Below are 26,141 nucleotides of genomic sequence, written 5' to 3' on the forward strand. Positions count from 1 at the left end.
TGACCACGAGTAATTCAGACTACGCATTCAACGCAGAAGTTTCATTTAATGGTGATGCCCGCCTTCACCATGCGCATGCCCGTGCTGTATTTCTTCTGCAGTTGCTTCTCGCACATCTTCTATACCTATTTCAAACGTTACCGTTTTACCAGAGAGGGGGTGGTTAACATCTACTGTCACCATAAATTTACCCACCTTAACAACAGTAACCTGACGCTTACCTTCTTCCGTTTCTAATAGCGCAACCATTCCCGGTTTCCATTGCTTTTGACCAGGCTCTGCTCCTTGCAAGTGTTTTGCCGGTACGCGGTGTACTGCACTATCATCACGCTCTCCAAATGCATCGACAGGCGCTAAGGTTGCTGAGAAAGAGTCTCCCGCCGCTTTGCCTTCAAATTCCGCCTCTAGCGCTGGCATCAATCCATTATGGCCATGTAGGTAGGCCACCGGTTTACCTTCATCTGTAGCTTCAAGCAATTCCCCTGCCTGATCTTTTAATTGGTAACTAAAACGAACCACTGTATTTTTTGCAACAAGCATCTTTTTTCTTCTCTATAACTGTTATTACATGGCTGAGTGATGTGACTTTGACAAAGACAATAAAGCCGCATCAACAGTGTCTTCTAATGAAACTAATCCTCGGCTATATGCAGAAACAAAGCCTTCTTGTTCCGTATGCGCTAAAAAGCCAAAAAGTTGCTCATAATAACCCAATACGTTTAAAAAAATGGCAGGCTTTTGGTGATAATCGAGGTAAGACCACGTCCAAACTTCAAATATTTCTTCAAGCGTCCCTATTCCGCCTGGCAAAGCTACAAAACCTTCCGCCAACTCTGCCATTTTAGCCTTGCGTTGATGCATATCCTTAACCACAAATAACTGGGTTAACCCTGGATGCGCTACTTCTTTTTTTACCAGTGCATCCGGTATTACACCATAGACCTGACCACCGGCCTTTAATGCACTGTCAGCTATCACCCCCATCAACCCAGTGTGCCCACCACCGTATACTAACGTATGTCCTTGTGTGGCTAACTTAGTGCCCAACTCTTTGGCTATATTGGCATAACCGGCGTTATTACCTAGGGAAGCACCGCAAAAGACGGCAATATTCATTTCAGATTCTCTCTTTGTAGACTTTAGCGCCAATGCGCTTACACTAATCACAATTTAGATATTCGCCATAAGGATCTTGACCATGAAAAAGGCCGTTTTATGTCTTTCTACCCTGTTATTACTCACAGGCTGCTCCGATAACGAAGTCGGTGACGTTAGCCTTGGATTATTTACTTTAAAAGATATTAAGCTTGATCAGATGGTTGATCCTATCGTGACAGGGGTTACTTGTCATATTGCATCGGTGGAGGCTAATTTAAGCCTATCAGACCCAAGCGACAGCTCAATTGCCTGCCGCCAAACCGGTGAAATAACCCCAGAGATGATCGCACAAATCGATAAAAGCAAATCAGGTGAAGTTATTTTAAAGAAATCTAAAAGCATCTTCTTTAAAAATATGAAGGTACGTCGTATTCTGGATCCAGAAAATCAAACGCTGATGTACTTGTCATACTCTACTAAAGAAACAACAGGTAGCTTTAAGCACAGCTTGTCTACGGTGCCTTTATGGGGCACAAAAGCCTATGTTACTCCGCCTCCCGCTCCATCGAACTAGCACTGCAACACATCTAATTTCAACCCTTGAAGGTTAATAATCATCTCACGTGCGGCGGTTGACAATGGATATCGCCGACGCGTAATGATACCCACATCATGACTAATAACAGGGCTACTTAAGGGTTTGCACACAGCCCCCAACTCTAGCATTTGTGCCTCACATAACGAAGGCATAATACTGATACCCAATCCCTTAGATACCATTTGCCCAATGGTCGTTAATTGATGGGTTTCGAGCTGCGGTGATATGTGCAACCCTTCTTGCTCTAAGCGCGCATCAACTAAAAGGCGCACACTAGACGGACGCTGAAGCACAATAAAATCATTCGGTAAAATATCAGCACCGGTTATCTCGTCCTTCGTATTAAGAACATGCTGTCTAGGAATAACCGCCATAAAACGATCTGTGTAAAGCTTTTGAAAGACTAGGTCTTCAGCTTCCCCAGGATCAAATGCGATACCGACCTCTACTCGCCCCGTTCGGACCATATCGATAACGTCCTCAGCTATCACATCGTGAACCGTCAAGTTGATATGTGGATGGTGCGCCCTAAACTTCAACAACACATCGGGCAAACAACTTGAGGCAAAAAAAGGCATGGCTGCGATGGCTACTTTTCCTCGAAACAACGCAAATCGGTTGTGCATTTCCTCCAATGCCTCATCCAGTTCTGCTAGCAACCGCTGTGCAGTAGGTAAAAAAGCCTCGCCTTCAGGGGTCAAAGCCAACGTTCTGGTTGTACGGGAGAGCAAAGGCCCACCGAGCGCGTCTTCTAAATTTTTGATAGCAACACTCAACGCCGGCTGCGAAATATGAATTTGCGAACACGCCTCTGTAAAACTACGAGTTTTAGCTACAGCTACAAAAGCGCGTAACTGCTTGACTGTAATATTCATTTTCTAAGAACCCTAGATCAGATCAATGACAAGCCATTTATAAATAAAATTTATTATTTATTCGATTAATTGCATTGGATAAATAATATAGAGTGTAAGACACTAGATGCATAATGATTTTCCAACGCGATGGAATAGCGATCCTAATCAGAATTGGGTCACCCACATAAAAGCAACAACTATTGAAAGGCATGGAGGATTCGATGTCAGGGTTTAATAAAGTAGTTAACAGCTATGAAGAAGCAATGGCTGGTCTAGAAGATGGCATGACAATCATAGCCGGCGGATTTGGCTTATGTGGTATCCCTGAAAACTTGATCTCTGAGATTAAGCGAAAAGGTACTACTGATCTTACAGTGGTATCTAATAACTGCGGCATAGATGGGTTTGGCTTAGGTATTTTACTGGAAGACAAGCAAATCAAAAAAATGATCTCTTCTTATGTGGGTGAAAACGCACTGTTTGAAAAGCAATTATTAGCTGGCGAACTAGAAGTTGAATTAACACCGCAAGGCACCCTAGCCGAAAAAATGCGTGCAGGAGGAGCCGGTATCCCTGCTTTCTTTACCGCGACGGGTTTTGGTACGCCTGTTGGTGAAGGTAAAGAAGTTCGCGAATTTAATGGTCGTTCTTACATCATGGAAGAATCGATTACAGGTGATTTTGCCATTGTAAAAGGCTGGAAAGCTGACCGTTATGGTAATGTTATGTATCGCCATACCGCGCAAAACTTCAATCCAATGGCCGCAACAGCAGGAAAGATAACAGTCGTTGAAGTTGAGGAAATAGTAGAACCAGGTGAGTTAGACCCTACACAAATACACACACCGGGCATATACGTAGATCGCTTAATCCTCGGTACTTTTGAAAAACGCATCGAACAACGCACTGTACGCAGTTAAGGAGGCAATACAAATGGCTTTATCACGTGAACAAATCGCTCAACGCGTTGCCCGCGAACTGCAAGATGGCTTTTATGTGAATTTAGGGATAGGGATCCCGACTCTTGTTGCTAACTTTGTACCAGAGGGTATGGAAGTAATGATGCAATCAGAGAATGGTCTTCTTGGTATGGGCCCCTTCCCAACCGAAGAAGAAGTTGATGCAGACATGATCAATGCCGGCAAACAAACCGTGACAACGGTTAAAGGCGCATCAATTTTCTCATCTGCAGAATCATTCGCTATGATCCGTGGTGGTCATGTGGACTTAACCGTTCTGGGTGCGTTTGAAGTAGATGTAAATGGCAATATTGCTTCATGGATGATTCCAGGCAAACTCATCAAAGGTATGGGTGGTGCAATGGATCTTGTGGCGGGCGCTGATAACATTATTGTTACTATGACTCACGCATCGAAGCACGGTGAATCCAAACTACTACCAGAATGCTCTCTTCCCCTGACGGGTTCTGGTTGTATTAAAAAAGTGGTTACCGACCTTGCCTACATAGAAATAGAGGACGGCGCATTCATTTTAAAAGAACGCGCGCCCGGTGTATCGGTTGAAGAAATTGTATCTAAGACTGCGGGCAAGATGATCGTCCCTGATCATGTTCCCGAGATGATTTTTTAATCCCAGCACGTTTTAAAAAATCTATTTGTTCTCGACTTAGCCTGGCAACCGCCGGGCTTTTTTTTTGATCCATTTTAACAATTAGCGCATCTGTCTGTAGTATAAAGATCGCCTCATATCTTTTATCTATCCTTATCAATCCAAAGGACTGTTGATGAATAGCAAAACGTTTACTGAAGACCTGTATCAAAAGATGGTAGACGAAGAGGATGCTCGCGCATGCAAAGCCATTGATGAGTCTGCCTGCAAAGTAGTACCCGGAAACTTTGTTCTCACTATTGTGAGTAATTTTTTCTCAAAGCTAGGGGATGCTGTATCTAACCCTAAAATTGTTCTTCCTTGGATTATGGAAACTATCAGTGCCCCTCTTTTTTTACTGGGCTTTTTGGTGCCTATTCGCGAATCTGGATCAATGATTCCACAGTTGGTTATCGCTGGTTTTATCCGGAAAATGGAGATTAGGAAGTGGGTTTGGGTCTTAGGGAGTGTTCTCCAAGCTGCCTCAATGGCAGGCATGGGTTTTGTGGCATGGACTATGGAAGGGGCCGCAGGTGGATGGATGATAATCGCTTTGCTGATTATATTTAGTCTTTCACGCGGTTTAAGCTCAGTCGCCGCGAAAGACGTCCTAGGAAAAACTATTCCCAAAAGCCAACGTGGCAAAGTCACAGGCTGGTCTGCTAGCGCTGCGGGGTTAATCACCTTAGCTTATGGTATCGTGTTAGTATTTACGCCAACGGATAACTTTACTCCGGCGGTATACGGCCTCATGCTGGTGAGCGCTGCGCTTTTTTGGATAGCTGGTGCTTTTGTTTACGCAAAAATCAAAGAATTTCCGGGTGAAACATCCGGTGGCGCTAATGGTTTTCTTGAAGCTATAAAACGCGTCAATATTCTCAAGACAGACAAACCCTTCCGTAAATTTGTTATTACACGCTCTTTACTGCTGTGCTCTGCGTTAACAGCCCCTTATTACGTAGTTCTAGCACAAGATAAGCTTGGATCCCCTGCTTATCTGTTAGGCTTATTTGTGATTGCCGACGGCGCCGCCGGACTTATCTCAGGTCCTATTTGGGGAAAATTTGCTGATGTATCAAGCCGAAATGTCATGATAATTGCAGCTGCTCTCACGGCTATTTTAGGCATAAGCGTTTTCATGATTGATTCACTACAAAGTGAATGGTTATCACTCATTTGGGTCTTACCCTTGGTTTATTTTTTCTTGAGCATAGCGCATCAAGGTGTACGGGTTGGCCGCAAAACTTATGTCGTTGATCTAGCTGAAGGAAACAAACGTACAGATTATGTGTCCGTCAGTAATACGCTCATCGGAGTCATACTTTTATTAATGGGGCTTACCGGCACATTAGCGACCTTTTTAAGTATCAGCCAGATCATATTGGTACTTTCCATGCTAGGTGTAATTGGTGCTTGGATGGCGAAGACATTACCTGACGTAGAAAAATAAGCCATCAACTGACATTGTCGTTGTTTGGATGTGAAGGATGACAAATGCTCAGAAGTCTCTGCGTTAGTTTATTGGTTTTAGTAACTATTACTGGGTGTAGTAAGGTGAAATCGGTTGATGTTCTTAATTTTGTTCTCCCCTCCAATCATTACACGCGGGAGACGGTGCATTTTGCCAAAGACCCGCGATTAACAATGGATATCTACCAGCCGAGCACTGCGACCGAAAAACCCGTTGTCATTTTCATTTACGGTGGTGCTTGGAAAATGGGTGAAAGCTCAGAATATAAGTTTATTGCCCATGCTTTAACGGGCCTGGGTTACCCCGTCATCATTCCTAATTACCGACTGTACCCGTCGGTCACATTTCCAACATTCGTTAACGACGTTGCTCTAGCTATAGCTTATGCCGAAACACACGCTGCCCATTTATCTGTTGATATAAATAAACATGGCTATGTTCTTATGGGGCACTCCTCTGGTGCTCATACAGCGGCGTTACTAGCCACTCAAGAATCTTTCCTACACAACAATGGCGTGATGCATAAACCAATAGGTCTCATTGGCCTATCAGGCCCTTACGATCTACCTTTGGATGACCCAGAGGTAGAACCTGTTTTCGGCGGTGCTCCTGCCGAGAATGTAAACCCTCTACTTAACGTCAATCAACGGATGCCGCCAACACTGCTGCTTCACGGGGCTGATGATGACAGGGTTATTCCTAAACACAGTAAAGACTTCGCTGCGAAGATCGAGAAACAGTCTGTTGCGGTTACCTTGCGGATCTATTCGGGCGTCGATCATGTCAAGATAATAGCGAGTATAGCGGCGCCATTACGCTTTATGGGCGACAGCTACGACGACATAGCTCATTTTTTATCGAACTTAGAACGACATAACGACTCAGCATCAACGCCGACAACTCCTATGAGCAAAATCCAACGAACCGACCAAACTACATCTACGACTACGACTACGACTACGACTACGACTACGACAGCAACAATAATGGATACGCAATAGCGTAATAAGGACATCTATGAAGCAGCGACTCGTTGCCGTAATTTATAACCCTCATGCAGGGACTTTACTGCAGCATGCCGATAAGAGCTTTGAGGAGTTCATCTATCAACTCACTCAAAGTAATAACCTAGTAGATATTCATGCAATCCAATTTTCCGCCAGCAAACTGGCCGACATTCAGCAACAAGTTATTGAGCAGCAATACGATGAAGTGTGGGCGGCCGGTGGTGACGGTACTATTATATCCGTTGCCAAAATGCTTAAAGAAACCAATATACCCTTAGGGATAATTCCCGGCGGTACCATGAACCTACTAGCTCGTGATTTAGGTTTTTCGCTCGATTTAACACAAGCTGTATACCAGTTAATAGATTCCACACCAGGCTATATCGATGTAGCCCAACTCAATGATGAACCCTTTTTCTGTATTGCAAACATAGGTTTATCAACGCGACTTACCGAAACGCGCGAAGCCCTTCGCCAACAACCCGGGTGGATTAGATGGCCGCGTGTAGCCTTTGAAACTATAAAGAACATGTTTGTGTACCCGCCACTTAAAATACGAGTGGTGACACCTGATAGCGAAATTAACATTAGGACTCGTGCTCTTTCTGTCAGCAACAACCCGCTTGGAGAAAGTATTGGCCTAATACCTGAGCGCTACCACCTCAATAAAGGGTTGCTTGGTATATACATAACCCGAAGCCGATCGTTATGGACACTGCCAAAACTGGTCTTGAAGTTTATCAATGGGAGCTGGAAGCAAGACACCGACATCCTCGATATAGAAACCCCAAAAGCCGACATTTACATTGATACACACCGTACGATGAAGGTCATGATTGATGGAGAGCTGCATAAATTAGCTCCACCGTATCACTTTCATGTGCGGCCTAATGCACTCAACATCTTGAAACCGAATGTACCGCAGAAACGGGATCTATAATGTTTAATCTTGTCCATATTTCAGATTTACACTTTGGCCGTGAAGTCCCTAAAGTCATTAACGGCCTTAAAGACATTTTGGGAGAGATACAACCGGAACGAGTCATCATCAGTGGCGACCTTACCCAAAGAGCAAAGCACGAAGAGTTCTCAAATGCCGCACACTTTTTACAGTCTCTAAACATCCCTTTTTTTATTGTGCCGGGTAATCATGACCTTTCGGCTCACCGTTTAATAGAACGTTTTGCATACCCTTGGCGCAAATGGAAAAAGTACATATCTACTGAGCTAGAACCTCTGTATACGAACGATAAATACATGGTTATAGGGGCCAATACCGCCCGACGTATGGGCTGGTATCTAGATTGGTCACGCGGACGTATTAATCAATACCAAGTAAATAACACGATCTCTCACTTACAAAACGCAGACTCTACACAAGTGCGCTTCTTAGTCGCCCATCATCCATTCTGGTTACCCGCTGTTTACGAATTTAGACACCTTATTGGAGGGCGAGATAAAGCGCTATCTCAACTGAGCCAGCATGGATTGGATATCATCATGAGCGGCCACGTACATATGTCTTATGCGGAAGTCGTTGAAGGGGTGATTATCTCACATGCAGGCACAACACTGTCTGACCGCCTTATCCCTGAACAGCCTAACAGCTTTAACCGCATTACCGGTGATAGATCACACCTGATTATTGAGCTGTTTGAATGGAACGGAGAGCATTTTATCTCTCGTAAACAACAGCACTTCGAACGCACACCCTCTGGTTGGACACGAGAAAGAGTTGTCAAATAAACTGACGCATTAAGCCTACATTAATACTACAGATTGTTTTCATGCTCTATACTGTTTATTTCTAAAAACTAATAAAGATTTATACTTTTTTGCCGATGATCTAAGCAGGCTGTTTTGACTTGTAGTGGTATTAAAACAGTCGTTTAAATCAACAGGATAGATGATACGATAGACTCCTATTTTACTTCATTCCTGAAACGACAAATGTTTTTAAGTAGTATAGGGTAAATATGAAATTCGTTGAGAATCCAACGCAGTCTGCAGAATACCTCCGTCAAGCAATCCCATTGATGGTGAAGTACAACATACCGCCCAATCCACTCAACTATGCTCTGTGGTATACCTATGTTTCTAACCGTATACCTACGCTCAATTTCCAAATTGACCAAACCATAGAAACCTATGGTACTTGCCCTACTATGATGAGTGAACAGCTCTTTCGTCAGCATGTCATTAACGAAGAGATAGAGCATTCTGAAAAAGCTCAAGCTGAGTTTATTAGTATCGCTACTAAGCTAGGCTCAAAAGCCAATGCCGCCGCTCAAGAAACATCCGAATTCCGTACCATTTTAGAAGAGTCGCTCATCGCGCTTAACAACCCAGAAAACGCCAACTCTCTCGACAACATTATTAACAACTTGTCAGAGCACACCGAGTCCCTAAATAAGGGAACTATTCGTTTTCAAAAAGAGCTTGAAGCCTCCCAAGCCGAAATCCTCAAACTTAAAAAAGAGCTTCAAAAGTCTCGTCATGATGCCAGTATCGATCCGCTCACCGGGCTTTTCAATCGCCGAGTATTTGATACAGAGCTGTCACAAATCATTGGCGCCAGGGGTGATAAAAGTGCAACCTTGGTCATGATTGATGTAGACCATTTTAAACGCTTCAACGATGATTACGGCCACCTAATGGGCGACAAAGTTTTACAATACTTTGGCAAGCTTCTAAAAGAAGAATGCCCAGAACCTATGTTACCAGTGCGCTTTGGTGGGGAAGAATTTGCTATTCTAATGATTGGCAAAGATCAAGACCAAGCTATCTCTATCGCGGAAACTCTTCGTGAAAAAATTCAATCAATTCGTATTAAACAGAAAAAAACAGGCAAAGTAATCAGTTCAATCACTGCGTCATTTGGTGTTTGCATGAAGGAATCAAATGAAACCGCTCAGCAATTAATTGAGCGAGCTGACAAGGCACTTTATGCTGCCAAAGGCAATGGTCGAAATTGTGTGGTCACCGCTTAATACCACTCAAAAATTAACAACACATGACTGCCACGGACATTTAAATGTCCGCGACGCGATACAGTACTGAATCACGATAACCAGTAATAACAGGTATTAACCCCGACAGTTCTTTATCCAGAGATGCATCGCCTGTATCAACAATGAGTGGACGCCCTTCTAATTCCGCTATCTTTGTCTTTGTCGCTATAACAACCAGATTGGCGCGGCCCACACTCTTAATTAATTCGGGCGAAAGTTGCTGGTTCCCTCGCCCCAATATATGTCCTTGGCCACCAATAACGGTAATAACAATTTTACAAGCATGTTCCTTGGTAAGCTCGTTTAGTTGAAGCGCCGTGCAATCGCTGGCTATTAACTCACCATTTTCCACAACATCTACACCTAATAAAGTGTTTTCCAACCCAAGCTCATCCATCACAGCCTTGACTGTAGTGCCAGAGCCCATAATGTAACGAGTATCTGGCTCCATTGATTCCACTAAATAGGCAGCGATATCGTCCAGCGACAATGCTTCAGACTCCTTGCCTCCATTTTTAACATGTTGCAAATAGCGATGCTCTTGCGGAACAGACAGCTCACCATAATAGCGCGCGCGTACACGTCCCGCCCGAAACTCAACCTCATCAATATCTCGCACTTCTTGAGGGGCGAGTGTCACTAGCTCGCCGCGCACTAGCATAGCGACAATCTCTCCTGCCGCTTTAGGTGTGACAGCATAAACACCCGAATGGATTTTTACGCCAGCAGGGATTCCCAGCACGGCCGAGCCTTCTGAGGCAGCTCGGCAAACATTGCGTGCGGTCCCATCACCACCAGCAAACAAAATAAGGTCCACTCCTGCTTCTGTCAGGTCTTTGACTGCTTGTTCCGTATCGTCTGGCGTAGACTCTCCACTATTGATGCTACCTAAAACCTGTGGGGCAAAGCCTGCTTGCTCAGCCGCCCACTCCCCCATTTCGCATGGATATGTAATCACATCAATTGGCAGCCCCTTAAGGACAGCTAATGCGGTAGCGACCCGGTCTTGTGCTTTAGGTTCTGCCCCCAAATGAACAGCAATTTTAGCGGTCGCGGCACCATCACTGCCTTTTAATGCGACACTCCCGCCTAAACCAGCAACAGGGTTAATGATCAAGCCTAACGTAAATTTTGGAGTTTTAGGGGTGCTCATGAAGATAACCTAATTCAGACAAATAACATTGATAAACAAACGCTGTCATAATCAAAGCAGAGTCTTCTTCCATGTGGTCAAACTTTACCCCATGCAAGAAAACGCCTAGCTCAACTTCTTCTACATTTTGCAACTGTACTGCGAGTAACAGCACTTGGTCCAACCCGTTTAGGTCAAAGCGCATCGTCACAAATAGCTCATCACCGACTTGGCCCAAAGGCACTGGCGATTCTAACCCCATTCCTTCAAGCGAAATGTCACGTGTATGAACAATGCGAGGCAAACCTAAATGGATACCTTGTTGCTCATCTTGATGATCAACCGACACGGCCATATTGACCGGTATGCGCGGATGGTAACGAACCGTATGATGATTAACCACACTAGGATATTCTAAATGCCAATGTGGGTAAGGATGTGCAAATGACTTTATAAGTCGACAACTAAACGCACACATCCGGTTACCCGCCATCATTTTCACCGTAAGACGCTGACCTTCAAGGTTAAGCGAGGCTGCAGCTTTGGGCATAGTACATATCACGCTCGCGTCCGACTTTACACCGATGTAATTAACCGTAAAGCTTTTGCGGGGGCTCTGGAAGCTCAGAGTCATTTTCACACCCGGATCGGGGTTTAATTCGGTAAATGATAGTGCTGTTTGACTACTGGATAACTGACGTATCATAGTTTTTATTTGGCCTTACTCTGACGGTACATGCGTGCTAACGGGCGAAAGATTAAAACCGAATGCAGACAGCAACTGACGCTTGTAAGGATCAACCACCCCATTCACTGTTAACGTGGAAAACTCACGACGCACTGGATAATTTTTTCGCAGTAGATCAAAACTAGCGGCTTGATTAACCGCTGACAAGCTCCGTCGAAAACGCCTGTCATCACTGACTACTGAGTAAACAACGGATATGACATCCAACACACTAGCAGACTCCGTAACGGTAACCGAAGAAATGGGGGCTAGGGGCAGAAGCTCACGTAATGGTGGTGGAGCCGCTATACCCAGGAGTTCAGAAAGTCGCTCACGTAACATATAAGTACCTCGCAACTTTCCATCTAAGCTGTATCCGGCAATATGAGGAGAACCCAAGGCTACTTTATCCGCTAAGTCTTTATCTACGCTAGGTTCGTGCTCCCACACATCCAGCGCAACAATTAAGTCGTTACGTTGATCCATGACGCGAGATAGTGCCTGGTTATCAACAACAGGCCCACGGCCGGCGTTAATGAGTACAGCTCCCGGCTTTAACAGTCTAAGTTCCGCTTCACCTAACATGTGATAAGTTGCAAAGCTTCCGACCGTCGTTAATGGGGTGTGCATGCAAACAACATCACTGTTAGACAGTAACGTATCTAAACGTGTAAAGCCTTCCTCCCCTTCTGCTAGCGCTCTTGGCGGATCACAGACAAGTGTATTTATACCGGCGAGGCTCAATCTTTTCTGTAAACGACCACCAACATTACCGGCACCAATAATGCCTACCGTTAGCCCTCGCAACGGGAAATCCTCTGGTAATAAGTTATGAATGGCGGCCAGCACGTAATCAACAACCGCTTCAGCGTTACACCCTGGTGCATTGAAGAAAGGGATACCTCTATCCAACAAATACGCTTGATCAAGGTGGTCCATTCCAATGGTTGCAGTTCCTACCATCTTCAAGTGTTTAGCACGCGATAGCAGTGCCTCATTGACTTGAGTTACTGATCGAACCAACAACACATCAGCTGTTTCAACATCTTTGGCAGACATGGTACGACCGGCTACCCTTGTCACAGAAAAGCCATTGAACATCGTATCCAATGCTGGCATGTTTTCATCTGCCACTATTTTTAATGGGTTATTCAATTACTATCTCTCCGGTCTTTACAAATGCGCAGCTTTAAGGCTCAATGGCGCGCCATTATAGTGTGCATTGGCACAACGTTGAACGGTAATCCTTTGTGTTAATTTATTGGCGTAAAAATCAGGAATATCTCGTTATTCGCCTTTATCAAGATCTGGTGGGTGACTGGGTAGTCTCTCAAACAAGAGGCATAGTGCAGTCTACACATAAAGAAGTCTGCACTCACACCGTCATGAATGACTACATGCTGGCACGGAGCCTAGTTAAATCACTCAATAAAGAGATGCGTGCCCAAGGCTATAAAAAAACGATCAGCTCTGAAGAGCAACTCGGCTTTCGTTTTGAATAGGAAGCTGTACTAACGCAGCGCCTGCTGATAGCGCTTATGCAGTATTCCCACCCGTTTTACGTACGCTTTAGTCTCGGCATAAGGCGGTACGCCATTGTATTTTTTAACAGCTCCCGGTCCAGCGTTATAGGCAGCGGAGGCTCGTTTAATATCACCCGCATATAGCGCTAGCAATTCGGCTAGGTATTTCGCACCACCCATAATATTTTCTGATGCATCAAAAGGGTTCCCAACCCCTAAATAACGGGCCGTCGCAGGCATAAGCTGCATAAGCCCTTGTGCGCCTTGATGCGATTTAGCTGTCACTTTGAACGAGGACTCAGCATGGATAATGGCCCGTATCAAAGCAGGGTCAACATTATAGGTTTTAGCCGCCGCCGCAACGGATGATGAATAGGCTTTCGTATTAATGGGCGTGTTATACCAGTCCACTGTAGACGAAGGGTTACAGGCATAACATTCATATCGGATAGTTTCGTACTGAATACCTTTTTTCGGCTTTACGTTGGTAATAGTAAGAACACCATTGTCTTGCCGATACTTGTAAATAGATTCAGCCTTTGAAGCATTGGTTTTAATAGGTGTTTTTCGTTGGTTAGTTGGGACGTTAGTGTACTCGACAACCCCATCAGCACGCACAATTTTACGTATCTCACCTGCGCTAGCCCAATTGCCCGCCGCCATTAAGTGCAATCCTATGACCCCAAACACAAAGGGCGCGGTCAGAATGCTTAGGTTATCCCCAACGCTCCACTTCATCCTTCTTCTAAAGCCCCCATACATTCAATCATTTACACGACAACCATTATAACCAATTATATCGGCCATATATTAATAAATTAGAGCCATTCCCCTTGTAATCCCCATTACGTCTAGCGAAAATGCGCGGCATCATTTACGCTAATAAAAAAATCGACTCCCCTATTTCATGCGTTACCTTGTATAAGGGAGCTTAAGGAGATCATCATGTTCGAAGCCTTGCGTGCACTGCCGGCTGACCCCATTTTAAAACTCATGGTTCAGTGTAGAAACGATCCAAACCCACTTAAAGTAGATTTGGGTGTGGGCGTCTACAAGAATGAGCAGGGGCACACACCTATTATGGCAGCGGTAAGAGAAGCCGAACAAAAAATGCTCTCATCACAAACCAGTAAGGTTTACATAGGGCCGGCCGGATCCGAACTATTTAACCACCATATTGCTGGCTTACTGTTAGGTTACGACCACCCTACCATTAAAGATAACCGCTTAGTTTCAGCTCAAACACCCGGTGGCTGTGGTGCTTTACGTGTAGCCGCGGAATTAATTAACCGCAGCGCTCCTTCAGCTACCATGTGGGTAAGTGACCCTACTTGGGCCAACCACGTTCCGACCTTTAGCGCTGCAGGCCTCACCACAGCAACCTACCCTTACTATGACAATGCAGCTAAAGAAATACGCTTTGATAGTATGCTAGCAACGTTAGAAGAAGCTAAAGAAGGAGACATTGTTCTATTACATGGTTGCTGTCACAACCCATGCGGCGCTGACCTAAACCAACAACAATGGCAAACAATAGCCGATCTTCTGCTACGTAAAAACCTGATTCCTTTCATTGACATCGCTTATCAAGGGTTAGGCGACGGCTTAGATGAAGACGCCTACGGTCTGCGCTTATTGGCTAACCAGTTGCCCGAAATGATTATCGCATCGTCGTGTTCTAAAAACTTTGGTTTGTATCGCGAGCGCACGGGTGCAGTTATGGTGATTTCAGCATCAGCTGACGCCTCAAAAGTTACCGCAAGCAACCTCATGAACGTTATTCGCAGTAACTACTCCATGCCACCAGCCCATGGCGCATCGATTGTAGAAACCATTTTAGACGACTCTTCGCTGACACAGATGTGGAAGCAAGAACTCAACGACGTCTGTGTTCGAATCAACGATATGCGTGCTCGGCTAAGCCAACAAATAGCAGCAACTGGCTGTCAAACTGACTTCAGCTTTATTCCAAAGCAAAAAGGCATGTTCTCATTTTTGGGCGTTACACCAGAGCAAGTACATCAGTTAAGGGACGATTATTCGATCTATATGGTAGATTCTAGCCGTATCAGTATTGCCGGTTTAAACCCGCACAATATTGATTATGTCGCAGAAGCCATTAGTTCAGTCGTTAAGCCTTAGTTATATTCCAACACCTGACAGTATGAGTGAACTCTATTAATTATCGCTTTCTAAAAGAAGGCGATAATTAAAGTGTATTTTTTTAGATACAAATAAGAAGACGCCGTCCTATTAAAACGCGAAAACTGTCACCATTTAAAATCAAATATTTACAATTGTTCATAATTGATTAAAAAAACAATTTTTAATGAACCCCGAATTAAAATTGTGTACTAATATAATATCGATTCATTACGATCAACGTAGTTAGGATTAAGTTTGCACAGGAGGTGCGGCATGTCCCCAAACTATATTTTAAAGAAGGTTGAAGCTTACGAGTCGTGGGCTCTGCCTGAATTCCATACCACCTCTGATATGCAGAGATGGCAATGGCTAGACCGAAAGCTAAACCAAGCATGTTGTATTCGATTGCGGATTACTTTAAAAAAACTTAAAGAATCAGCATAAAAAAGCGGGCCTAAAGCCCGCTTTTTTGTACACCACTTTTTACATTACTGGCTTAACTCAAGCAGCAATTTATTTAACCGAGCCACGTAAGAAGCTGGATCATCTAACTGACCGCCCGCCGCTAAATCAGCCTGATCAAAAATAACCAGAGCCAACTCACCAAAACGATCTTCGTCTACTTCTTGGTCCAATTTCTGAATTAATGGATGCTCAACATTAATTTCGAATACAGGTTTAGTATCTGGCAACTCTTGCCCTGCCGCCTGCATGATTTGGCGCATTTGCGCACCCATATCGTAGGCGTTAAGCACTAGGCAGGCAGGAGATTCGGTCAGGCGCGTAGTGACACGAACGTCAGATACTTTTTCGGTTAAGCGCTCTTTTAAGCGCTCAATTAAGCCTTCACTCTTCTTAGCCGCCTCTTCTTGAGCTTTTTTGTCTTCTTCACTAGCGGCATCGTCTAACTCTAACTCGCCTTTAGCAACGTCTTGGAAGGATGTACCTTCAAAATCGAAGATATGGCTCATCATCCATTCGTCGATACGCTCAGTTAGTAGAAGAACCTCAATACCTTTCTTACGGAAAATCTCAAGATGCGGGCTATTTTTAGCCGTGTTGTAGTTCTCAGCCGTTACATAGTAGATCTTCTTCTGACCTTCTTGCATACGGCCCACATAGTCTTCTAGTGAAACAGTAGGCTCTTTGCCTTCACTTTGTGTTGAAGCGAAGCGCAGAAGCTTAAGAATTTTCTCACGGTTTGTATAATCTTCAGCTGGGCCTTCTTTAAGCACACCGCCAAACTGCGACCAAAACTCAGCGTATTTTTCTGGCTCATTTTTACCCATTTTAGCCAGCATATCTAAAACGCGCTTAGTTAATGCCGTACGCAATTTATCGACATTAGGATCTTTTTGTAATATTTCACGCGATACGTTTAGGGAAAGGTTATTAGTATCAACAACACCCTTTATAAAACGCAAATATAACGGTAAGAATTGATCAGCCTGATCCATAATAAATACACGCTGAACATATAATTTCAAACCGCGTGGCGCTTCACGGTTCCACAGGTCGTAAGGCGCATGTTCAGGCACATACAACAAGCTTGTATATTCAAGATTACCCTCAACGCGGTTGTGTGCCCACGTTAGAGGCGTGTTGTAATCATGAGAGATGTGCTTATAAAATTCAGCATACTCTTCGTCTGTTACATCTGCTTTATTGCGAGTCCACAGCGCTGTTGCACTGTTAACTGTTTCGTCTTCTGGCTCTGCTACGGCTTTTTCTTCGCCGTCTTGCTCTTCACCTAAAGGCGCTTCTTTTTGCATTACAACAGGTAGAGCAATATGGTCTGAGTATTTGCGCACTAAGTTGCGTAAACGAGCACCATTGGCAAACTCTTCTTCACCTTCTTTTAGGTGTAAAACAATTTTTGTACCACGGCTTGGCTTATCGATACTTTCGATTGTGAACTCGCCTTCACCCTCAGAACTCCAATGCACACCTTCCGTGCTTGGCTGACCTGCACGACGTGTGAAAACATCTACTTTTTTAGCCACAATAAAAGCTGAGTAAAAGCCAACACCAAACTGACCAATCAATTGGCTATCTTTAGCCTGATCACCACTTAATTGGTTTAAGAAATTCGCTGTACCTGAGTTGGCAATCGTACCTAAATGCTCAATCACGTTATCACGTGACATACCAATACCGTTGTCTTCGATAGTGACGGTTTTAGCCGCTTCATCAAAGCTGACATGTATTTTTAGATCGCCATCATTTTCGTAAAGGTCGCCATTGGATAGCGCTTCATAACGAAGCTTTTCTGAAGCGTCCGATGCGTTCGAGATTAACTCGCGCAAAAAGATCTCTTTATTGGAATATAAAGAGTGGATCATAAGATTTAATAGTTGTTTGACTTCTGTTTGAAAGCCACGTGTTTCTTTCTGCGTTTCAGTGCTCATAATTTCCGTACCCTATCTCTTTCCGGAATGTTAATGACTTACACCGAAGATGGGGACATACGAACAAACTTCAAGGGCTATCGGAAATTAACCTGCAGAAAACCGTAAAAAATTACTTAGTGTCAGGCTCCACTGACATCATCAATGTTTTAAGAGTGGACGATTTGAACTCACGTCGATACAAGATATAGACAATTAAAGTGGACAGCCCCATAAACAAAATAGGGTTAATAAACCAGCCTAGCATCGCTTGGCTGAAGTAATAAGTCCGCAAACCATTGTTAAAATTATTAGCGGCTAAAGATGTCATTTTTGCTATGCGGGCAGCATTGGCTTGGCAGACTTGGGCAGAGACGCCATCCGCAGGACGCGGAACACCACCGATCATCACCGTGACGAAGCCGTACTGACGTAGGCTCCAGGTAAACTTAAAAAAGGCATAAACAAATAAAACAATCATCATGACTATTTTGATCTCCCACTCTTCCCGGGTTGCCTGAACAGCAAAGGGAATATCGGCAATCACATCAATAGCCTTATCAGTCGAGCCTAAAACCGTCATTAAGCCAGCTAAGATCAGCATGGTAGTCGACGCAAAAAACGAAACACTGCGCTCTAAGTTGGCAATACCCGCATTATCGGCGATACGGTTTTCGCGTTCATGTAGCTTCACCATCCATTCGTGACGATACATGTGAAGCACACTGGACAAGCACGGCGTGGTATACATCGCTTTTTTCGCATAAATCATGTAGCCGCGAAAACATAGAAAAAACCACAATAGCGCAACAAGATTCATAGCATTTTGTTGAAAAAAAACATTCACCAGCGACATGGCGTCATCCATATAAAGTCTAATATTGGCTATTGTAGAGCAAGCTTGTAGATTCTCAATGTATCTATCTGATATTAGAATATATTTATCGCTAACTAATACTTCCTGATGCTTCTTTAGAGGCCGATGGCATTAGGGGCAGCGTATGAATCACAGCGAGCAACAAATAAAGCAACAAAGCTAACTGTGGTACTTCAAAAGCACTCGCGACCATACCCACACCTAGATATCCGGACAACGCCCCCAGCATAATCACTGCATGTCGATTATGGTTCAGTAACTGTTTTAATAAGACCCATAAGCTAAACGCAATAAAAGCGGCAAAGGATAATACCCCAGCAATTCCCTGATCATGATAGATATTGACGATAAGGTTTTTAGCATGCCAATCTAAATGGTTATCACTGGTAATGAACCAAAAATCGTTGCCCGCCGAAAAGTTACCATTTTTCAGCAACGAACGACCCGACATGTCTAAAAGTTCAAGATCATCGAGCAGCATTCGAGTTTGCCCTGCCACTGATATACCTAACGTTTTAGGGCGCATACTTACAGCGCTGTCGCGTAAAGGGACGGCTGGAAAGGCATCAATTAACACGGAGTAAGTCGCGCTCTTCCACTCATTACTAGGGGGCAGTTCGGTAGCTGTTTCTTGGCACCTAAATGAGTCATCTATCCACTTCTCGCACAGTGAGAAACGTAACAAAGCACGAGCTTCTGGGCTGCGGTACCGAAAATGATACTCGTAACGCTTACCCTGCTCTACCGATACATATTGATTGGTAAACAATGAACGACCTGCACTCAAAGCCAAGAATGTATTATCTTCATTCGTTATCAGGTCATGCATCGCATTGGGCATGTCTGTATTAATATTATCTAGCATAATAGAACGCGGTAACGTCCCAGGTCCGTTTCCAAAGGCATACGACATAGCCGAACCATTAACTAGATTCGCAACTCTAGCCCATTGATTAACACGTGTGTCCTTATCTTGAGTGGCTATCGACAGTCTTTGAGTCAAAAACGAATCAAAAACAAACGGGATGGCCACCCAACTAGCGGCCAAGCTAAATACCAATACAGATATGCCTGCCACCCAGCGAACAGAAACATGCTTCCTCACCGCCAACATGTAGCTAGCTAACATTACACAGCCAACTAGGCTAGCAACCAAATAAGGCCCACGGGAATAGGTCACAAACACACCATACAAGGCCACCAATAACACACATAAGGCCAGCAAGCGCATTCTATGACCGGCACGGGTTATAAATGGATATAAAAGGAACGGAATGGTAGTGATTAAAAAAATATCGATATGGCCGCCACCCGTATGCATGGTAACAAAGCTCCCACGCACACGATGCATCACTGTTTCAAAATCAAATAATCCCGTAAATAAATAACGCTCAGCTATTACCGCTAACAACAAACCAGCAAGACCAAGTAGCACGCCTTGTGTGAAGCGCAAAAAACTCTTTTGATTATGTTTAAAAAAGAACGCAATCACAGGTAACAACAGCACAAACCATATCCATGCTTTACTCAAACGAACTGCATTAACCGGACTGTAAAAAGAAGTAGTCGCGTTATTATCCCATAGAGTGTGCCCCCAGAGAGCATGAACCACACTAACCACATAAACGAGACTCGTAATAATAACCAGCAACCATAATGGTCTATTTTTACGCACAATATTTACATCATAGTGACCTGCTAAGTATTGACTACCGAGGGTTAGCAAAATAATAAAGTCTAGCTCAGTCAAAAAGAACCGGCCCGACATAGGGTACCAATCCAACAAGGGGATCCCCGCCGGAATAACCACCAAAGCCATCATCGGAGAGCGCTGTAAAACCGCGATATATGCCAACCCAAAGAGGCATAATAAAACAGGTGATATGGGATAATTGATACAGTAAATACCTGCAGCTCCCCACGCCACCATAGCAAAGCTAATTCGCCCTAAACTCGCCTGACTAAAATTAGGAATGTAAGCACGCCACCCAGAAATCACCGAGTTGTTGGCAAAGTGATAGGGATCTTCATGGGTAGATGACGTCTCTCTCGTTAAAGTACGCCCTGTAAACTGGAACACTTTAGAATCTACACGGTAAACACTGCGATACATGAGCTCCAAAAAGCCATATATAAAGGGAATTGCCATTGCGATAATTAAAATGTTTGTTAAGTCAGGTCGCAAACTCGCCCAAAGTAAACCACCGACTTCAACCCCTAACGCTAACAATGCCCCCAACCACATACGTTTTGGAAGACGTTTCCATTGCCGGGTAGGGATTAACAGATGGTTCGCTATTGCCGTTTTATCAATACTCCACCAAAACAAAGTCAATGGACTAATCAGGGCAACTTGCAGCAATGCACTTTTAAACGCAGCCATCTCAGTTGTGAAATAGTGATAATAGAAAGGAATAAAGGACATTTCGGACATAATGTGAGCGATAGCAGGCAAATCAAACGCAGGCATTAATGACCAGCCCTTTATAAAAAGAGCCAATGCCATATAAGCAGGCCATACAAAGGGAAAGCGATCACGATAAATACGAAGACAATCTAAAAATGTTTGATGCGTCAGCAAGCCAGCTAGATGCAAACCGACATAAACACCACCCGTTTTAACTAACGCGGACGTTAACGTACTGTTCCCTGAATACTCAAAAAACTGTAACACTTCAATAAAAGCAAAGAGCAAAAAGGCCAATAAAACAATTTGGCCGCGAGCAAAACGCTTAGCAATATTTGTATGGTAAGTAACAAAACCCAACGCAGTTGCGATTGAAAACTCAAGGCACCCGATCAACACCTCACGAGCCGACATACCAAAAGAATCGCCACTGCTGAATGTCCCCAACAGCGGCATCCCCCTTTGTTGGATAGCCTGTTTAATTTCGCCAGCAGAGATGAAGAAGTCAAACGGTAACAAAGAGTAGCCCAATACCGCTAAGGCAAAAAACAGTAACAAGCTATCACATGATATGCGCCCTTTGAGCAATAAACGTTGGATACCCTGACTCAGCCAACTGCCCCAAAAAGCCCAAACGAGCGCCCCAGTAATGATACCTACAGACTCAGAAATAATGTCGTTTTTAGATACGGTTCGCGGGGCAACATAAACCTGAATAAATTCAACAAGCACACTCAATGCCACCATGGCTGCTAATGCAATAATAACTTGAGCCCGTTTAAACCTAAAACGTCCGTCCGGTGCTAATACAGCCATCCAAAATAGACTAACCGGGATATATATGATGGCGTTAGCTAATAAATCCGCACGCGAGGAGGCGCCTAACTGTAGGTATCGAATATCAGAAAAAAGCGCTAAGGCTTCTGCAAATGAGTGTGGACGAAGAACAAAAGGAACTAAGCTGCCGTAAACAACAAATAAGGTTGATGCCAACGCAAAAACCAAAAATAACGGACGTAACTTAACGGGTATATCCCTCATGGGAGCCATCCAAAATCCTTTTAATCGTAAACCCTTTCATCGCTAGTTATACAGCGCTTAATCCTAAGCGTAAATCCTAACATGATTTATCTAAGCCCGAATGACTCACTTATTTTATTAAAGGCTTTAATTCATCTTGAATTATTAATGATAATTATTATCATTAGGCTTAATCTTATCATAACAGCAGTGAAACAGGCGGCTAAATGTCTACCCTCCATTTGAAAAACTTAGCGGCCATGTATCAGCAGCATCAGCCGTGGTTGCTAAACTTGTTTCGGTTTAAGTTGGGTAATTGCGACGACGCCGCCGATTTAGCGCAGGATGCTTTTCTGCGGTTGCTCAAACGTCCCATCAACTTTGACAGTTACACAGCAGCTCAGTCTTATTTAAGCAAAATGGCTAACGGGATGTGTATTGATTACTGGCGTCATGAACAAATCAAACAAGTATGGTTAGAGACGTTAGCTGCTCGCCCTCACGCTACCGTCCATTCCCCTGAGCAACAAGCTGTACTGTTAGAGCTGATGATAGACGTCGATTGTATGCTGCGAGAGCTTTCAAGCAATGCTCGTACAGCATTCTTGTTATCCCAGCTCGACGGTCTTACCTATGCAGAAATTGCAGCCGTAATACATGTTTCTGAACGCATGGTAAAAAAGTATATGGCAGAGGCCATGCTAAAGTGCCTTATATTTAAAGCTCAGCTCGATACGGCTACCACCGAACCATGAAGCCACCCGAATCTTACAAGATCCTCAATGAAGCCGCCGTCTGGTACAGCATACTTAACTCAGACAACACGACAACACACGATCAGGAACAGTGGGCACAATGGCTCAATCAAGACCCAGACAACCGAGCAGCTTGGCAACAAGTTGAGTCGATCACTGACAGCCTATCGTCGTTGCGCAGTTTCGATACGCCAAACGAACTCGGCATCTCTCAACAACTGATAAACGCCAACCATTTCGATATCCCAGCTAATAAAACAAAAACCACTCGCCGGAGTATTGTAAAGGGGTTAGCGTCACTTCCCTTTATTGCTGGCGCATGGCAAGCACATGAAATGGGGCTTATCAACGAATGGACTCTGCCCTATCGCAGCGATTTCAGTAACAGCCAACGCAAAGCAATTAACTATCAAATGGCAGACGGAACACGAATAACACTAGCCATTAATAGCGGAATAAAATGGTCACACTCCCCTAGTGAAAGCCATATCACGCTGCTTGCTGGAGACTTAGCCATTCAACAGGCAGCCTCAAGTGTCCCTGCAACAATTATGATGAAGAACCACGCTATTAAATTACAGCATACACACCTCGTGATTCGCCAATCACCAGATATTCAAGTTCAAGACAGCACTACCAGCGTGGCTGTTATTAACGGCAGCGCCGATATTTGCCGGCACAATGATAAGGCTAGTTTAGTGCTAGACGCTGGACAAAAAGTGCTCTGTTCGAGAACCGCATTTAGCTCGATCCAGGAAGTATCGCCGATAGATTTAGCGTGGACTAACAACATTCTACAAGCAAACAACATGACGCTAGAGCATTGGGCATCCGTGATTAACCAACACCACTCAAGCTACGTAAACTGTCACCCCTCTATAAAACAACTGTTAGTGATGGGCAGCTTCCCGCTTGATAACACTCCACTGGCATTGAGCATGCTACAAAACGTTCTACCCGTTCAAATAAGACACCTAACCCCTTTGTGGACCCTCATAGAGCCTGTCGCCTAAAAACATGTATAGCAGGGTTCCCTTTTTCTCATTTGGTTCGATTTATAAATAACACAAGCAGTTAGGTATGAGCTGTTTTGCTGTTTACACACCCCTAAACATATTATTTGAATCCCAAATGAGCGCTATTGACTATGACTTTCGATGTTAAAAAACAACTCTCTCGTAAGAAGAAACTACCGGCTCAATGCTTAGCGGTAGGCTTATCTATTACCGCGATATCCATCAGTAGCTTGCCCATATCAACCAATGTACACGCTGCGCAGCCCAACGCTTATGAGTTAAACATAAAGCAAGGTGATTTAGCGTCACAATTAAATCATTTAGCGGCTGCAACACACATCTATCTAGCCGCTGATGGCTCATTACTTCGCGGCAAGCAAGGGAAGCCAATCCAAGGCGTATATACACCTCAAGCGGCTCTTGATGCACTATTGCATGATTCTGGACTAGCGGCTATTCGAAACGCAGACGGCTGTTACACGCTGATGAAAGAGCAAGTATTAATTCCATCTTCGGCAACCACTTGGCAGATGGATAACATTACTGTAACCGGCGAAAAAGTTAATCGCTCCTTAAGTGAAACCGTATCATCTGTCTCCGTAATAACGGGCGACCAGCTTCAAGAAAACCATTACAAAGAAGTAAATGAAGTGATTGAACGTGTGCCTAACGTAATTCAACATCCGTTTGGTGTACCTAATATCCGAGGTGTTGATGGTGCGGGGGCTGCACAGGGCGTATTTAGCTTTATATCAGGAGGCAGACCGCGCGTAAGCACATCAGTTGATGGCTTATCCGAATCATGGACTGGCGTTCGCTATATCAACACAGGCTTGTGGGATACGAAACAAGTCGAAGTCTTACGTGGGCCACAATCCACTACGCAAGGCCGTAACACCCTAGGCGGTGCCATAGTTGTCACGACTAATGATCCTGATTATGAGTGGCAAGGCAAAGTACGCACAGGCTATGAAAACCAAGATGGAAAATACCAAATTGCAGCCGTTATTTCAGGCCCATTAATTGAAGATGAGCTAGCTGTTCGTATTGCTGCTGAACGCTTATCAGGTGACAGCTTCATCAACTACCACTTATCAGAAAGTGAATGGCCTAAAGACCCAAATGAATCAACCTCTCAGAGCATCCGCGCCAAACTGTTATGGGAACCTTTAGCCATCCCCGAGCTATCCGCAAAACTGACACTAACCCAACGAAATGCTGATGGTGAATATTTAAACTACATCAACGGTCCTGATTTCAGTGACTATAACTTTGATGGCGACAATAACAACACACGCCTTCAAAACTCCGAAGAAACAGGGCTAAGTTTAGATATTCAATATCTACTGAATGATGATTTGACAGCTCATCTTTTACTCGGTCACCAACGCTACCAATCAGAGTTTACTCAATACCCAAGCTTGTTTTACATGGATTTAGAAGAAAACAGCACCACTTTTGAATCACGCCTTACCTACGAGCCTGCTGAGGGCTTACTCTCGGGTGTAGTTGGGCTTTACTACTATACAAAAAATGAAGACATTCTAATCTACGATGGCGGTTTCGACGGAACCGATAAGATAACGACCGTTGCACTTTTTGGTGAAACCACGCTGAGTCTCAGTGATAAATTAGACCTCATTGCCGGCGGGCGTCTAGAACGTGAGCATCAAACCAGGGACATAGTGGCTTGGCCTGGTACCGCATGGCAAGGCGAGGTAGATTTAGACCATGCAAAAAATATCTTCTTACCTAAAATTGGTCTCGCTTACCACCTATCAGCTAACTCGACCTTGAGCCTAACGGCGCGTCGCGGATACAACGCCGGTGGCGGAGCATTAGACTGGGATGATAGTGAGTTTTATACGTTTGATGAAGAACGGGTAACAACCTACGAAGCTGGCATACGCTCAGCTTTACTGGATAACCGACTCAACCTCAGTGCCAGCGTATTTTATAATCAATTCGACGGTTACCTCGCTTACGTTGCTCCACGTTTTACTAATTTATCCAAAGCAGAAAGTTATGGCCTTGAATTGGAAGCTAATGCGCAACCTACTCCAAGTTTGCGTGTATTTGGCTCCTTGGGCTGGCTAAATAGCAAGATCACTGACACCAAGTCTGGATATGAAAGCCTCCAAGGTAACGAATTTGGGTATGCACCCAACCTAACTGCCAATTTGGGTTTTGATCATGATATACACGCTAAGTGGTCGTGGGGTGCCAACGCGCACTTTGTAGATGGGTATTATTCAGATGCATCAAATACAGAAGAAACAGAAGTTGATGGCTACACAACCGTAAACCTCCACACAGCTTACAAGATCAACCCTGATCTGACGCTCAGTGGCTATGTAAACAACTTAACCAATGAAGAGGTTATATACCGTGTAACTACCAACGGCCAAGCCAACATAGGAGCTCCACGCACACTCGGCGTCACGCTTGATTATCAATTTTAACGCTTAATCAGGGCACAACCGTGCCCTAATCATTAATAAT

At 44.2% G+C, this 26,141-nt stretch carries 24 protein-coding genes; 14 read left to right on the forward strand and 10 right to left on the reverse strand.

Annotated features, from left to right (window positions below; translation table 11 throughout):
* Positions 1 to 45: 45 nt before the first annotated feature.
* On the reverse strand, positions 46 to 540 hold the full coding sequence (locus BS617_RS07805) for an FKBP-type peptidyl-prolyl cis-trans isomerase (protein ID WP_075172278.1): 495 nt from the start codon (positions 538 to 540) through the stop codon (positions 46 to 48).
* Positions 541 to 564: 24 nt separating this feature from the next.
* Positions 565 to 1,116 (reverse strand): LOG family protein, encoded by a 552-nt coding sequence (locus BS617_RS07810; protein WP_075172279.1) that lies wholly within the window; start codon positions 1,114 to 1,116, stop codon positions 565 to 567.
* 82 nt (positions 1,117 to 1,198) lie between these two features.
* Here BS617_RS07810 and BS617_RS07815 point away from each other — a divergent pair, with 82 nt between their 5' ends.
* Positions 1,199 to 1,672 (forward strand): CreA family protein, encoded by a 474-nt coding sequence (locus BS617_RS07815; protein WP_075172280.1) that lies wholly within the window; start codon positions 1,199 to 1,201, stop codon positions 1,670 to 1,672.
* Here BS617_RS07815 and BS617_RS07820 read toward each other — a convergent pair.
* Positions 1,669 to 2,571 (reverse strand): LysR substrate-binding domain-containing protein, encoded by a 903-nt coding sequence (locus BS617_RS07820; protein WP_075172281.1) that lies wholly within the window; start codon positions 2,569 to 2,571, stop codon positions 1,669 to 1,671. The genes BS617_RS07815 and BS617_RS07820 overlap by 4 nt on opposite strands.
* 203 nt (positions 2,572 to 2,774) lie before the next feature.
* Between BS617_RS07820 and BS617_RS07825 the strand changes: the two genes are divergently transcribed.
* From BS617_RS07825 to BS617_RS07855, 7 genes are all read left to right on the forward strand, one after another.
* Positions 2,775 to 3,473, forward strand: a complete 699-nt coding sequence (locus BS617_RS07825; protein ID WP_075172282.1) for a CoA transferase subunit A — start codon at positions 2,775 to 2,777, stop codon at positions 3,471 to 3,473.
* 13 nt (positions 3,474 to 3,486) lie between these two features.
* The gene (locus BS617_RS07830; protein WP_075172283.1) at positions 3,487 to 4,143 is read left to right on the forward strand and encodes a CoA transferase subunit B; all 657 of its coding nucleotides are present in this window, start codon (positions 3,487 to 3,489) and stop codon (positions 4,141 to 4,143) included.
* 154 nt (positions 4,144 to 4,297) lie between these two features.
* On the forward strand, positions 4,298 to 5,611 hold the full coding sequence (locus BS617_RS07835) for an MFS transporter (RefSeq protein WP_075172284.1): 1,314 nt from the start codon (positions 4,298 to 4,300) through the stop codon (positions 5,609 to 5,611).
* 104 nt (positions 5,612 to 5,715) lie between these two features.
* Positions 5,716 to 6,633, forward strand: coding sequence for an alpha/beta hydrolase (locus tag BS617_RS07840; RefSeq protein ID WP_212667415.1), 918 nt, complete (start codon positions 5,716 to 5,718; stop codon positions 6,631 to 6,633).
* 16 nt (positions 6,634 to 6,649) lie between these two features.
* The gene (locus tag BS617_RS07845; RefSeq protein WP_075172286.1) at positions 6,650 to 7,579 is read left to right on the forward strand and encodes a diacylglycerol/lipid kinase family protein; all 930 of its coding nucleotides are present in this window, start codon (positions 6,650 to 6,652) and stop codon (positions 7,577 to 7,579) included.
* Complete coding sequence (locus tag BS617_RS07850; protein WP_075172287.1) at positions 7,579 to 8,385, forward strand: metallophosphoesterase family protein; 807 nt, start codon at positions 7,579 to 7,581, stop codon at positions 8,383 to 8,385. Before BS617_RS07845 ends, BS617_RS07850 begins: the two co-directional genes overlap by 1 nt.
* A gap of 230 nt (positions 8,386 to 8,615) precedes the next feature.
* Positions 8,616 to 9,629, forward strand: coding sequence for a GGDEF domain-containing protein (locus BS617_RS07855; RefSeq protein ID WP_075172288.1), 1,014 nt, complete (start codon positions 8,616 to 8,618; stop codon positions 9,627 to 9,629).
* 40 nt (positions 9,630 to 9,669) lie between these two features.
* Here BS617_RS07855 and BS617_RS07860 read toward each other — a convergent pair whose 3' ends face one another.
* The 3 genes from BS617_RS07860 to BS617_RS07870 are packed head-to-tail and all read right to left on the reverse strand — an operon-like array spanning position 9,670 to position 12,664.
* A complete protein-coding gene (locus BS617_RS07860) occupies positions 9,670 to 10,803 on the reverse strand; it encodes an ATP-NAD kinase family protein (protein WP_075172289.1) in 1,134 nt (377 codons plus the stop codon).
* A complete protein-coding gene (locus tag BS617_RS07865) occupies positions 10,790 to 11,488 on the reverse strand; it encodes a flagellar brake protein (protein WP_075172290.1) in 699 nt (232 codons plus the stop codon). The genes BS617_RS07860 and BS617_RS07865 overlap by 14 nt, the downstream gene beginning before the upstream one ends.
* A gap of 15 nt (positions 11,489 to 11,503) precedes the next feature.
* Complete coding sequence (locus tag BS617_RS07870; protein ID WP_249263583.1) at positions 11,504 to 12,664, reverse strand: DUF3410 domain-containing protein; 1,161 nt, start codon at positions 12,662 to 12,664, stop codon at positions 11,504 to 11,506.
* A 95-nt stretch (positions 12,665 to 12,759) separates the two neighbouring features.
* Here BS617_RS07870 and BS617_RS07875 point away from each other — a divergent pair, with 95 nt between their 5' ends.
* Entirely contained in the window at positions 12,760 to 13,011 is a 252-nt protein-coding gene (locus BS617_RS07875; protein WP_075172291.1) for a hypothetical protein, read from the forward strand.
* 9 nt (positions 13,012 to 13,020) lie between these two features.
* Here the strand turns inward: BS617_RS07875 and BS617_RS07880 are convergent, their stop codons facing one another.
* The gene (locus BS617_RS07880) at positions 13,021 to 13,770 is read right to left on the reverse strand and encodes a lytic transglycosylase domain-containing protein (RefSeq protein WP_075172292.1); all 750 of its coding nucleotides are present in this window, start codon (positions 13,768 to 13,770) and stop codon (positions 13,021 to 13,023) included.
* 207 nt (positions 13,771 to 13,977) lie between these two features.
* Between BS617_RS07880 and BS617_RS07885 the strand changes: the two genes are divergently transcribed.
* Both BS617_RS07885 and BS617_RS18250 read left to right on the forward strand, forming a co-directional pair.
* Positions 13,978 to 15,174, forward strand: a complete 1,197-nt coding sequence (locus tag BS617_RS07885; RefSeq protein WP_075172293.1) for an amino acid aminotransferase — start codon at positions 13,978 to 13,980, stop codon at positions 15,172 to 15,174.
* A gap of 276 nt (positions 15,175 to 15,450) precedes the next feature.
* Positions 15,451 to 15,621, forward strand: a complete 171-nt coding sequence (locus BS617_RS18250; protein ID WP_170870333.1) for a hypothetical protein — start codon at positions 15,451 to 15,453, stop codon at positions 15,619 to 15,621.
* A 44-nt stretch (positions 15,622 to 15,665) separates the two neighbouring features.
* On the opposite strand, the gene htpG is transcribed toward BS617_RS18250, so the two are convergent.
* The 3 genes from htpG to BS617_RS07900 all read right to left on the reverse strand — a co-directional run bounded on the left by htpG (position 15,666) and on the right by BS617_RS07900 (position 21,898).
* Positions 15,666 to 17,585, reverse strand: coding sequence for a molecular chaperone HtpG (htpG, locus tag BS617_RS07890; RefSeq protein WP_075172294.1), 1,920 nt, complete (start codon positions 17,583 to 17,585; stop codon positions 15,666 to 15,668).
* 112 nt (positions 17,586 to 17,697) lie between these two features.
* Positions 17,698 to 18,420 (reverse strand): DUF599 domain-containing protein, encoded by a 723-nt coding sequence (locus tag BS617_RS07895; protein WP_075172295.1) that lies wholly within the window; start codon positions 18,418 to 18,420, stop codon positions 17,698 to 17,700.
* Positions 18,421 to 18,511: 91 nt separating this feature from the next.
* A complete protein-coding gene (locus tag BS617_RS07900) occupies positions 18,512 to 21,898 on the reverse strand; it encodes a VanZ family protein (RefSeq protein WP_075172296.1) in 3,387 nt (1,128 codons plus the stop codon).
* 197 nt (positions 21,899 to 22,095) lie between these two features.
* Here BS617_RS07900 and BS617_RS07905 point away from each other — a divergent pair, with 197 nt between their 5' ends.
* The 3 genes from BS617_RS07905 to BS617_RS07915 all read left to right on the forward strand — a co-directional run bounded on the left by BS617_RS07905 (position 22,096) and on the right by BS617_RS07915 (position 26,101).
* Positions 22,096 to 22,623: a sigma-70 family RNA polymerase sigma factor gene (locus tag BS617_RS07905; protein WP_075172297.1), complete on the forward strand. Its 528-nt coding sequence runs from the start codon at positions 22,096 to 22,098 to the stop codon at positions 22,621 to 22,623.
* Positions 22,620 to 23,636, forward strand: a complete 1,017-nt coding sequence (locus tag BS617_RS07910; RefSeq protein WP_075172298.1) for a DUF4880 domain-containing protein — start codon at positions 22,620 to 22,622, stop codon at positions 23,634 to 23,636. The genes BS617_RS07905 and BS617_RS07910 overlap by 4 nt, the downstream gene beginning before the upstream one ends.
* A 134-nt stretch (positions 23,637 to 23,770) precedes the next feature.
* Positions 23,771 to 26,101 (forward strand): TonB-dependent receptor, encoded by a 2,331-nt coding sequence (locus tag BS617_RS07915; protein WP_075172299.1) that lies wholly within the window; start codon positions 23,771 to 23,773, stop codon positions 26,099 to 26,101.
* Positions 26,102 to 26,141 lie beyond the last annotated feature (40 nt).

This window comes from Neptunomonas phycophila, assembly GCF_001922575.1.
Classification (GTDB): Bacteria; Pseudomonadota; Gammaproteobacteria; order Pseudomonadales; family Balneatricaceae; genus Neptunomonas; species Neptunomonas phycophila.